The organism is Streptomyces sp. NPDC005803 (genome assembly GCF_040630435.1).
Taxonomy (GTDB): domain Bacteria; phylum Actinomycetota; class Actinomycetes; order Streptomycetales; family Streptomycetaceae; genus Streptomyces.
In genome coordinates, this window is record NZ_JBEXXO010000057.1 from 1 (window position 1) to 10,487 (window position 10,487).

At 68.3% G+C, this 10,487-nt stretch carries 12 protein-coding genes and 1 pseudogene; 6 read left to right on the plus strand and 7 right to left on the minus strand.

The annotated features are described in order from the left end of the window. Positions 1-63: 63 nt before the first annotated feature. Positions 64-926 (minus strand): IS5 family transposase gene (locus tag ABZ454_RS38275; protein ID WP_359544043.1). Its coding sequence is split into 2 segments (ribosomal slippage): positions 64-648 and positions 651-926, totalling 861 coding nucleotides; the frame shifts between segments, so codons are not numbered across the junction. Positions 927-1,110: 184 nt separating this feature from the next. On the opposite strand from ABZ454_RS38275, the gene ABZ454_RS38280 reads away from it, so the two are divergent. Beyond that, on the plus strand, positions 1,111-2,037 hold the full coding sequence (locus tag ABZ454_RS38280; RefSeq protein ID WP_359544044.1) for an immunity 49 family protein: 927 nt from the start codon (positions 1,111-1,113) through the stop codon (positions 2,035-2,037). Between the two features lie 41 nt (positions 2,038-2,078). On the opposite strand, the gene ABZ454_RS38285 is transcribed toward ABZ454_RS38280, so the two are convergent. Beyond that, entirely contained in the window at positions 2,079-2,687 is a 609-nt protein-coding gene (locus ABZ454_RS38285; RefSeq protein WP_359544045.1) for a hypothetical protein, read from the minus strand. Continuing rightward, positions 2,684-2,944 (minus strand): hypothetical protein, encoded by a 261-nt coding sequence (locus tag ABZ454_RS38290; protein WP_359544046.1) that lies wholly within the window; start codon positions 2,942-2,944, stop codon positions 2,684-2,686. Before ABZ454_RS38290 ends, ABZ454_RS38285 begins: the two co-directional genes overlap by 4 nt. A gap of 1,089 nt (positions 2,945-4,033) precedes the next feature. On the opposite strand from ABZ454_RS38290, the gene ABZ454_RS38295 reads away from it, so the two are divergent. The 5 genes from ABZ454_RS38295 to ABZ454_RS38315 all read left to right on the plus strand — a co-directional run bounded on the left by ABZ454_RS38295 (position 4,034) and on the right by ABZ454_RS38315 (position 6,764). Continuing rightward, positions 4,034-4,618 carry a hypothetical protein gene (locus ABZ454_RS38295; protein ID WP_359544047.1) on the plus strand — a complete coding sequence of 195 codons (585 nt, stop codon included), beginning with the start codon at positions 4,034-4,036 and terminating at the stop codon, positions 4,616-4,618. 653 nt (positions 4,619-5,271) lie between these two features. Beyond that, the gene (locus tag ABZ454_RS38300) at positions 5,272-5,787 is read left to right on the plus strand and encodes a hypothetical protein (RefSeq protein ID WP_359544048.1); all 516 of its coding nucleotides are present in this window, start codon (positions 5,272-5,274) and stop codon (positions 5,785-5,787) included. A gap of 143 nt (positions 5,788-5,930) precedes the next feature. Then, positions 5,931-6,170: a hypothetical protein gene (locus tag ABZ454_RS38305; RefSeq protein ID WP_359544049.1), complete on the plus strand. Its 240-nt coding sequence runs from the start codon at positions 5,931-5,933 to the stop codon at positions 6,168-6,170. Beyond that, entirely contained in the window at positions 6,157-6,477 is a 321-nt protein-coding gene (locus ABZ454_RS38310; RefSeq protein WP_359544050.1) for a DUF4265 domain-containing protein, read from the plus strand. The genes ABZ454_RS38305 and ABZ454_RS38310 overlap by 14 nt, the downstream gene beginning before the upstream one ends. Before the next feature lie 170 nt (positions 6,478-6,647). Continuing rightward, positions 6,648-6,764: an ATP-dependent helicase C-terminal domain-containing protein gene (locus ABZ454_RS38315; protein ID WP_359544053.1), complete on the plus strand. Its 117-nt coding sequence runs from the start codon at positions 6,648-6,650 to the stop codon at positions 6,762-6,764. Positions 6,765-6,847: 83 nt separating this feature from the next. Here the strand turns inward: ABZ454_RS38315 and ABZ454_RS38320 are convergent, their stop codons facing one another. The 4 genes and pseudogenes from ABZ454_RS38320 to ABZ454_RS38335 all read right to left on the minus strand — a co-directional run bounded on the left by ABZ454_RS38320 (position 6,848) and on the right by ABZ454_RS38335 (position 10,329). Beyond that, positions 6,848-7,498 carry a hypothetical protein gene (locus ABZ454_RS38320; RefSeq protein WP_359544051.1) on the minus strand — a complete coding sequence of 217 codons (651 nt, stop codon included), beginning with the start codon at positions 7,496-7,498 and terminating at the stop codon, positions 6,848-6,850. 106 nt (positions 7,499-7,604) lie between these two features. Continuing rightward, a pseudogene (locus tag ABZ454_RS38325) lies at positions 7,605-7,801 on the minus strand (DUF664 domain-containing protein); the annotation flags it as partial. Positions 7,802-8,303: 502 nt separating this feature from the next. Beyond that, positions 8,304-8,663 (minus strand): hypothetical protein, encoded by a 360-nt coding sequence (locus ABZ454_RS38330; protein ID WP_359544052.1) that lies wholly within the window; start codon positions 8,661-8,663, stop codon positions 8,304-8,306. A gap of 457 nt (positions 8,664-9,120) precedes the next feature. Further along, positions 9,121-10,329, minus strand: coding sequence for a permease (locus ABZ454_RS38335; RefSeq protein ID WP_359544054.1), 1,209 nt, complete (start codon positions 10,327-10,329; stop codon positions 9,121-9,123). Positions 10,330-10,487 lie beyond the last annotated feature (158 nt).

A 10,487-nucleotide genomic window follows, 5' to 3' on the forward strand; every position in this document is an offset into this window, starting at 1 on the left:
ACGCTACGAACGCAAAGCCGACCACTTTCTCGCCTTCACCAGCATCGCCTGCACCCTCATCTGCTACCGCAGGCTCGCCAAATGAGATGACTTCTTAGAGCACCGGGCAGACCAGAGGAAGATGCCCGCGATGTGGAGTCCGGTCAGGTAGATGGTTGCGGTCTTCTCGTAGTGGGTGGCGATGCCTCGCCACTGTTTCAAGCGGTTGATGCAGCGTTCGACGGTGTTGCGCTGCTTGTACGCCTCGCGGTCGAAGGCTGGTGGTCTGCCGCCGCGGCTGCCGCGCCGCAGGCGGTGGCCGCGTTGGTCTGCCGGGAGGGGGATGACCGCCCGGATCCCGCGTTTGCGCAGGTGATCGCGGATCGCGCGGGAGGAGTACGCCTTATCGGCCAGGACCACGTCCGGCCTGGTGCGGGGCCGTCCTCGCCGTCGAGGAACCCGAAGGCGGGCCATGACGTGAGGGAAGGCGGGTGCGTCACCGGCCTGTCCGGCGGTGAGCACAAAGGCCAGCGGCCGGCATTGGGCATCGGAGGCCAGGTGAATCTTGGTGGTCAGGCCATCGCGGGGCCGGCCGATGGCGTGGTCCGCCGGTTCACCTGTTGGGGCCCCTTTCCGCGCCCCGGCCGCATGCTGGTGTGCGCGCGCAGGTCGGTCGAGTCGACCGAGACGACCCAGCTGAGGTCTTCGTCGGCGTCGGCCTGCGCGACCAGTGCGGTGAACACCCGCTCCCAGGTGCCGTCGATGGCCCACATCCGCAGCCGGTTGTAGACGCCTCGCCAGTTACCGTATTTCTCCGGGAGATGGATCCACCGCGATCCCGTTTGGAACTTCCAGGCGATCGCGTCGATCACCTCCCGGTGATCCCGCCCTGTCCGATTCGGTAGTAACGGCTCGATTCGCGCCCACTGCACGTCAGTCAACGGCACACACGAACAACGACCGGCGGGACTGGTTGGAACGGTGCCGCTGTGGTGACCCTCCGCCACGGCTCCCCAAGATCTGTGCCAGAACCTGGAACTCATCGACAAACGCTGCTGCTGAACGTAAACGAAGCCCCCGGACGGAAAGCGTGAGAGCGACGATGTCGGTGGCGCCTGCCATCATGCACGGATGAAGATCAACCACGCGCCACGCCATCCCGTGAATCCGCAGCGCCTGGACCAGGCCCTTGGCGACAAGACGGACCGTGTCCAGGAGCTTTTCGAGGATGTCTATCAGCGTGGCTATCCGATGCGTGTGATGCTCGAGGAACTCGGCCACGAGCTGCTCGACCATGTCGCAGCGCGCACTACCCAGGACCCCGACCTCGATGACGAGCGCACTCGCCTCGCCCTGCTCACCGCTGCTGAGTGCCGCCTGGGCGTGGTGGACCTGGGCTGTACTCCCAGAGGCGATTGGGAGATCCCCTTGCCTCTGACCAGGACGCGTCTGACCAGCGAAGAGCTGGACTACGACGAGACGCACGACGCGACCGATACGGTCACCGCCCGCACATGGATCGACGCCTTCGACATCTGCGTTGTCAGCGGTCTGGTGCAGGACTGGGAGCGGGCGATCGGTCTGGTCCTGCGCAGCGACTTCGCACCCGCCCTCCACAACAACCTGCCCCACGCCGGCCGGGACTCCGTCTCCGAACTGGACGACCTCGCACACATGGACGCCTTGTGCGCCTACCTGACCCCGGCCCGCGGCCACCTGCCCCGAGACTGGCCGCAGGTCACACTGACCAAGCCATCGACGGACGAGCGGCTGGACGCCGCCCTTGCCCTGGACGCCGCCCACGCGGTCAGTCCCGACCAGCGCCTGCTGCGCGTTCTGCTCGCCGACGATCAGAGCGCCTTCGAGAGGGCCTTGGACGAACGACTGGCGCAGCACCGTACCGGTGTCGGTGAGGATCCCGCGCCCGGAACTCTGCTTCCCCTGGGCGCGATTTCCTTGGCCGCACTCGCCGTACAGGTTCATGGCTGGGACCTGCAAACCAGGTCCGCCTACCTCCCGGCCTCGCTCCTGAAGCCGCCTGCCCCCGTCGGCTCCTGACCTGGCACGCCGATCAGGACGGCCGGTGCTTGGCCGCCGAACTACAGTAGGCCCACCTCCGCGTCCACGTACCCGAACTCGCGGGCCATGTGCACCAGCGCCTCGCGCAGCAGCCTTCGGCGCTCCGCCCGCTCCATGGCCGGCGTGCCCGTGATGGTGACAGTCATAACGGACTTGGTCCCGCCGTCGTTCGTGCCGAGCGACGCCAGGTCGACGAGCGAGTCGAGGGCCGTCAGGACGCCGTTGTCGGCGGGTTGTTCGCACGCCATCCGCAGTTCGGTGGTGGGCGGGGCGGCCCACGACGGCCCGGCCGGGTCACCGACGAGGTCGGGCAGCAGCTCGGCAGCCGTCTCCCACGTGGTCAGCAGGACGTCCTGGACCTCGTCGAGGCCCAGCCGCGTGTCCCGACCAGGGCCGAGGGCCGCTGCCCAGGCTTGCGGGTTCTCGACCAGAACATCCGAGCAGGCGACCACGGTGGGCTCCATCGTGGTGGGCAAGGCGAGTACGACGGACGCCTTCAGGGCCAGGCCGCCGCCCGGTCCAGCGATCGCGCACGAGTAGCTGGCGGATCGGGCCGAGTTGCCGAAGGGGCCCCGTTCCCAGCGAGCGGCGGGCAGTTCGACGCCCCGGCGCCGGGACAGCATCGTCATGCCCCGGCCACCGCGCTGTGCAGAAGCTGCTGTTCGAGCTGAGTGCGCCGCGGTTTGCTGATCTCCAGTTGGCTTGCCTCGGCCCAGGGCAGGTTCACCAACGCGCGCAGGCGCAGCGCCGGCGTCTGCCGAGCGGTCCAGTTCTCGGCCGACCGGCCCTGGTTGATGCTGAAGCGGGGGAGTGGCTGCCACCTCCACACGCCGCGCCCCGAACATGTGAGGCGGCCCGCGCCCCACGATCCGCCGTCGACGTCCACGCTCCGTGAGCCGCCGCGATCACCCACGGCGTGTCCGTGTCCTCGGGCGGGCGGGGAAAGCCGATGGCCGCGAGCGGATCTGGGCCCGGTGCTTGCCGGCCGGCTTCGACGATCGCCTGCCAGACGGGCGCGGCGACGGTGACCAGCAGTCGCCCGGCCACCAGGAACAGCACCCAGCCCGGCTCGCCGTCCCATTCGTGGTGCAGATCCTGACAAGCGCTTGGCATGGCGACCTTGCTGTTGTTCGAGGGGCGGCCCGCGTTCTACCGTTCACTTGCTGGTGGCCGCACCCAGGGAGCGAAGCGCTGACCGGGGCCTAGTACTCCAGTTGCAGTTCTCCATATGCCCTGTTCACGGGGCCCTTTCGGAGTTTAGATGGCTGACGCTGCATCACGGAGGCGGTGGTTCGTCACTCACCCGATCGGGGTGCGTGCGGCGCTGGTAGTGGCAGTGGCGGGCGATGGCCCGGTGTCGTCGACGCCAGCTGGACCAGTGGTGGAGGCGGTGCCTGGGTGACTGGCGCCGGGCTGAGGGGGATGGGCCGAGCAGATCGTCCACATCGGGCTGCACCCTGCCTGACAGGTGGACTCGAGTCGTCGGGATCGCGCATGATCGAATCTCTGTGGATTCGAAAATGGGGCGGTGCGGTGTGGGGGACTGGCGGACCGATCCGACGTTCGCGATGTGCCAGGCTCTGGTGGATGGGGCCGATCCGGCCGCGTTCGCCGGAGGTCCGTTCGATGTCCGGGCTGTGGCTGCGGCTATCAGGCCCGAGACCAGCAACAGAGCTGCCCTCGACGACCTGCCGTGGGGGAACTTCCCTCACGGGGAGGAGGCCCGAGATGCCGTTCGGCAGCTGCACACCGCAGACGGGACCGCACGCAACGCGGTGGCTGTACTGATCGGCATGTGCGCCGACGACAGCCGGGCCGCAGCATCTCTCGCCGTACCGTTCCTGATCCGGATCGCCACCGACCCCCACCACCCACACCGCGCTGACGCTCTTGGCGGTCTCGCCGCTCCGGCCCGCGCGCGTCACTTCGGAACCGCCTCCCGCGACGAACTCCTCCTCCACCGCACCGACCCTCAATGCCACGCACTGACTACGACGACTACGGCGTCGAGGTGACCGGCTACCCGGCGGGCTGGTCGGTGGCCGCAGCCCGGGCCGCAATTACCGCCGGAATCTCAATGCTCCTGCCTCTCCTCAACAAGTCCGACCCCGGCACGCGCATCGGCGCCTCCTACGCTCTCGCCACCGCGGCCGACCCTGACCTTACGGTCCGAAGCGCCTTCGCCACCCGGTTCGCCAAGGAGCAGGACCCCATGGTCTTGGCCGCCCTGGTTCTCGCCACCGCAGAGACCACACGCGCCAACCCGCACCGCCCGGCCACTGCGAGAGTCGGCAAGCTGTGGCAGGACCGGACACAGCCTCCAGAAGTCCGCCTCGCCGCCGCAATCGGCTGGCTCTGCCTCACCGACGAACCCGCCCCCGACGCCCTACAGGCGACCGTCAGCGTTCTGGCCACCGAAGAGCGCGCCCGCGCCATGGACGCCCTGCCCTGGCTGACGGTCGCCGGATGCGGCGAACCAGGGCTCCTGCGCTGCGTCCGCCGCATGCTCCACCCGGAGGAACCCGAACCGTACGACGACCCTTGGGCCCCGCTGGCCTGAACGACGAGTGGCCGACCCTCGGCCATGGAACCCCGCGCGCCTGCCGCCATTCTGTGCATCGCAGCTGTCTGTCGGAGCCATCTATCGCGCTCAGTCACAGAGGATTGTGACTGAGCACACGACCTGTCCTTTGAGCGGTAGACGTGTCGTGATGTGCATCCGAGTTGGCCAGACCGGGCCTGCCAACGCAGGGGCCTGTGCTCTCGGCGCAGCAGAGTGACCCGCTGGGGGCCCAGCCTCGCCCCTCCATGCGGAGAGCGTCGAGCGGGCGTCCGTGGGGTGCTGGTGGCGTTCATCCGGTGCCGTGGATGTCAGTGATCCCTTGGAGACCGTCGTCCATGATCCACATACAAGATGCCGACTGGACGACCGGCCACCTGCCCGGTCAGGTATGTGGGGTTCCGGGCCATCTCAGGAACATGTTCTCCCCGGATCCCACGGTACGGACCGAGGTATTTGAGGACCTCTATGCGGAGGTCCATGACCAAGGTGCCGTCGACCGGAGTCGGCAAGGCGGCCGAGCGGATCGGCGGGGCCGCCCGCTCGGGCCGGTCGTGGACGACGAGATCGGCGAGCCCGCGTCAAGACAATCCTTGGATAACATCCTTGGATTTATACCTTGACTTCAACTCAAGGATTGCTACCTTGGATTCATGCCAAGCAATGAGAAGCCTCGCCTCATCCCGACCGGCAAGTGTTGGTGCGGCTGCGGGAAGGACGTGGGCCTGGGCAAGTTCTTCGCCGCTGGCCACGACAAGATCGCCGAAGCAGCGCTCATGGCCCTCAAGTACGACGGGTCCGTCGCTCAACTGCTCCACGCCCACGGCTTCGGCTCGCACCATTCCGTCCGCCACGCCGCCGTCACCGATCCCGACTGCTCGTGGGAGAAGTGCGCCGACTGCAACTACAGCGGTGCCCCTGCCAGCATCGTCAACCACCGCAAGAAGGACCATCCCGACCGGCATGTCCTCACCCAGGCGATTCGCGCCCACGGCGGCACCTGGGATCCGCAGCGTGCCATCACGGCTCTCGGCGACCACGGTCACATGTGGGAAGACCAACAGGCAGCGGAGAAACGGGTCCGGCAGATCCTGCGCGACCTGTGCGCGGACGGGCTCATCGTCAAAAGCGACCCTCAACGGGCTGTCTATGACCTTGTTCAGGAGTAGAGCCGGGGACACGACGGCCTGGCCGACCCGGGGCCCGCGTCTGCTTCCACAGCTACACCCGACGCTTCTGAGCGCGGATGTGGCCGCCGCCGGTACGTTGGCGGCTGGCCGAGTCCGATGGGCCCGATGGTCGTTGGCAGGATGTGACGCATGCACGTCTGACACCGGACGACTTCTCCGACGCGGTTCTCGCCCTCTGCCCCGGGATGGGGAAGCGGAACGCGGCAAGGCTGCGGGAGAAGGTCCGCGAAGGGTTCGAAGGCCATCCGGTGGGGGAAAGGAAGACCCGGTTCGCCGACGTGATCATCGATCACCGGCACGAGGCGTTCGCGAGGCCGTTCGTCGAGCGCTCGGTGGAGCGCGGAGTGCTTGCCGGTAGCTGACGCAGCCGCGCGCCATGCGCTGAAGGCTCTCAGGCGCGTCGACCTGACGGTCCCGGGCAGGCTGTTGGCCGGCGCCGCGCCGTCTCGTAGCTCCGCCGCTGCCCGTCAGAGCGTTCTGAAGATCTTCCACAGCCTCGGCACGACCGGTGAGGGAATCGAGCAGTACCGGATGGTGGCTCTGGATCTCCCGCCGGAGGCGGATCTGCCGCAGATTCACATGTTCCTGGGGCACGGTGAGGCCAAGGGATGGTGGCACTGGGAGAAAGGGTGTGTCACTGCCGCCCGGAAGTCCATCGCCGGGGGATAAAAGCCCCGCAGCGGTTAGCGTGCCCTGAGGCACCGCCTCGTTCTCAACGACGGGTGGCGTCAGCCCATTCGTCGTTGTTCCACATGACGGGCACGGCGCCGACCGGTTAGAACTGGATGTCCGGGCCGTTGCTGTGGAGCAGGCAGAAGAAACTGCGCTGAAGTACCGCTCTGGCGCGAGGCTACCGCGCCGTGCGGGCCGAGTTCTGCGGCCGCTACCCCCGCCACGCCTGGCCGGAGGACCCGGCTGCGGCCGAGCCGACCTGGCGGCTCAACGCGCCCAAGTAGCGGCAGGCTGCCCCGCACCGTCTGACCCCGGCTGCATCGACGGGCGCTCCCCGGCCGTTGGAGCGCCCGTCGATGCAGCCGGGTCAGCCGCCACCCGAGCCGGCCGAGGCCGAACCGCCGGAGGTCCAGCCGGAGTTGGGCTGCGGCCGCTCGCGCGTGCTGCGCTCGGTGCGCAGCTCCACCACGACCCCAGCCGGGCCGAGCAGGGCCTCCAGCGCGTCGGCGAGCCGCTGCGGGTCGCCGCCGAACGGGAGCGCGAGCCGCTCCCTACCGCTCCGCTGGACGAGTTCCAGCGCGAGCGTGGAGACGGCCGGCTTGTAGTCCCCCTGGTACGGCTCCACCACCTTGTGCGTCAGCCGCACCTCGCGCAGGGTCTCGACGGGCAGCCAGTCGTCCGGCCCGGCGGCCCGGACGAACCGCAGGAACGCGGGCACCCCGGCCGGCGCGAACTCCACCCGCAGGATGTCCCGGGCCCGGGAAAAGGCCAGCGCCGGCCAGCCGATCAGGTACTCCAGCCCGGCGATCACCCCCACCACCACGAACACGGTCGACGCCCGCGCCCCGGCCAGCGCCATCCAGAAGGCGACGAGCAGGGTCGGCACGCCCAGGGCGAGCGGAGTGAACAGTGCCGGCCCCGCCGAGGTCAGCGCGTTCCACGCCGGCCCGGCCGGGCCCGCGCGCAGGACCAGATCCGTCGAGTCGGGGCCTTGTCTCAGCAAGGGATCGGTGGCCATGCCTCCAGCGTAGGACCGGTCCGCAAGAGCGCCTCGACCATATCCGGCCGATAGGGCACGACTTCTGACGGCCTGTAGCCCTCAACCACCGGGACGCGGCGGGCTCTCAGGGCTCGAACCACGGGTCGGGCCGCTGCTCGGGGGCGGCCATCAGCGGGTAGAGGGTGCACCGTCCAGGCTCTCGCGGATGATGTCGGCGTGGCCGCCGTGGCGTGCGGTCTCCTCGATCAGGTGCAGCAGCACCCACCGCACCGACCACTTCTCGACGTCGGCGGGGAACCACGGCACACCCCGGGGGACCGGATGGTCGAGTAGCGGTGCCAGCGTGGTAGTGGCGCTGCTCCCCATGCGGTCTCCACCGAATCCGATCAACTCCGCAAGGGTGAACCCCTCTGTCTGGGCCAGCTACTCCCTGAACATGTTGAAGCCGCTATAGGGCCAGGAGACGTCTGGGCTGGTCACGTCGTCGTCTCCGGGAGAGAGCATGAGCCCCGCCCTGTCCCTCCTTGTTTGTCCGGTGCCCAGAAGATCAGTCCAGGCTGATGCACTTGCCCCGGCCTGCTGCAGTTCCGCGACGGTCAGCACCATGTCCGACGGAGACACCAGGACGTTGACCGGTGTCGGGGGGACCGCGGTGACGATCGCTACGAGTGCTGCACGGTCGGGGCGGTCATCCCGATGCAGCCCACCGCGACGGACGCGCGAGGAGACCTGTCGGCGACTGAAATGATCTGTTGTATGGCTGGTGTGATCACGGCTTCGGAGTCCTCGTGGATAGCCCCGTTCACCGGGCTGAGTCCGCGTCTCAGCGGAACTCGTGGACCAACTGGATCGCGCCGACGATGTGGGCGTTGAAGTCGTCCAGTTCCTCGGCCGGGACCCAGAGCTCGAGGATCGTCTGCCCGCCGGCCTGTTGGATGGGATAGCGGCTCAAGAACTCCGACTCGACCTCGAAACGAGTGACGAAGCCGGCGCCATCGTGCTTCACGTTCCAGTCCCGCGCGATCCTGACCGCGTAGTCCTCATTGAGGACCGGGTAGAAGATCGGCTGCTCGGGCAGCCGGGGCGGCCAGGCATGCCAGTTCAGCTTCCGAACCAGATCCAGCTCCTTGGGGCCGGTGGGGCGCCACAGGGTCGTCGTTGCTTGCCGGCTGGTCATTTGCATCGCTCTCTGAACGTAGGCCGCCGGTACGGCAGGTCGGGAGACCGGACGATACCGGTACCGCGAACTCAGCCGCCGCGGCCCTGATTCCCCGATGGCAACGCGCCGGGCAACTCACTGACGAGCTGCAGGCGCGGCTCTACGCCACGCTGCCCGCCCGGCAGCGTGCCGAGTTCGCCCAGCTGGTCGACGCGTTGACCAGCGCCCAGACCTCATGCCTGTACGTCGTGGACACTGGCAGGCGTACGAAAGGACAACAGCTGATCGCGGCCATGCTTGTCACTCGTCAGGCTGTTCGCCCTCCGTCGACCCCACGGCCTATGTCGCTCCGACCGCCACGCTGCGGGGACGTGCGCGTGGGGGCCGGGCGCAGGGTGCTGTTCGGTGCGGTGCCCACCGCCGGGGGCGGGCCGGTGGAGCTGGGTGAAGGCTGCATCGTCATGGAGAACGCGGTATTCGTTCAGTGGTGCTGGTCTTCGTGTCCCGGTTCTGCGGGGGCGTCCTGGCGGTGGCCGGCGTGATGCCCGTCGTGATGGGCGGCGGGGGATCCGCCCATCATGCGGAGCATCGCCTTGCCGCCGGTGCGGAAGAACCGCACCAGCAGGACGGCGGCCAGGAGGAGAAAGACGATGTTGAGCCAGGTGGTGTAGTTCCAGGTGATGCCTTCCATGGGGAGCTTCGCGTCGGCTTGGTCCGGGATCAGGCCAAGACCGCCGAAGGTGAACTCCACGATGTACCCAGCGATGACGGTGGCGAGGTAGAAGGTCCCGAGGAGGAAGAGGACCATCTTCACGCCGTAGTACTTCCGGTAGATGTTGAGGATCGGCAGGATCAGCAGGTCGGCGAAGATGAACGCGACCACGCCGCCGAAACTGATGCCGCCCTTCCACAGCACCACCGCGAGCGGCACGTTGCCGATGGAGCACACGAACGAGGCGATCGCGACCAGCGGGCCGATGATCGGCCCCCACAGCGCGGATGCCAGCGGGTGGCCGTCGAAGAAGAACGTGCGCCAGAAGGAGTCCGGCACCCAGGCGGCGATCGCGCCGGCGATGAGCAGACCGATCACCAGGTCCCGAAGGATCGCGGCCCACTCCATGACGAACACGTGGCTGGTGGAGGTGAAGCCCTCACGCGACAACAGGCGCCCGGCGAAGGAGCCTTCGCGCTGCACGGACATGTTCATCGAGGCGTGGCCCTCCATGGAGCCGGCCAGTCCGCGTTCGGCCTGCTCGCGGGCCTGGCGTAGGAGCTTGTCGCGCAGGAACAGGCGGAACAGCACCGCCAGGACGACGATCATGACGGGGCCGCCGACGAACTCCGCCGCGGTGAATTGCCATCCCATCAACAGGGCGAGAATCACTCCGAGTTCGACGACGAGGTTGGTGGAGGCGATCTCGAAGGCCATCGCGGCGGTGAAGTTCGCGCCCTTGTGGAACAGGGAGCGGGCCAGGGCCACTGCGGCGTACGAGCAGGAGGACGAGGCGGCGCCGAGGCCGGCGGCGATGGCGAGGGTGCGGGGGCGGTCGTCGCCGAGTAGGGAGGCGACGGTGGACTTGCGGACGACGGCCTGGACGACGGCGGACAAGGCGAAGCCCAGGATCAGGGCCCAGGTGATCTCCCAGGTCATGGAACCGGTGATCGACAGTGCGTGCAGTACGGCGTGGATCATCCCTGAAGCCTTCCGAGAAGGGCACGGCTTGGGGCCCACCGACACGTCGTACCTGCGCGGCGCGGCGGGCTGGGCGCGGGGCGCCCTCGGCCCCCTTGCGCTTCCAGTCGCGCCGGATCTCGGAGCGGACCCGGGCATCCGTCTTGGCGACGATG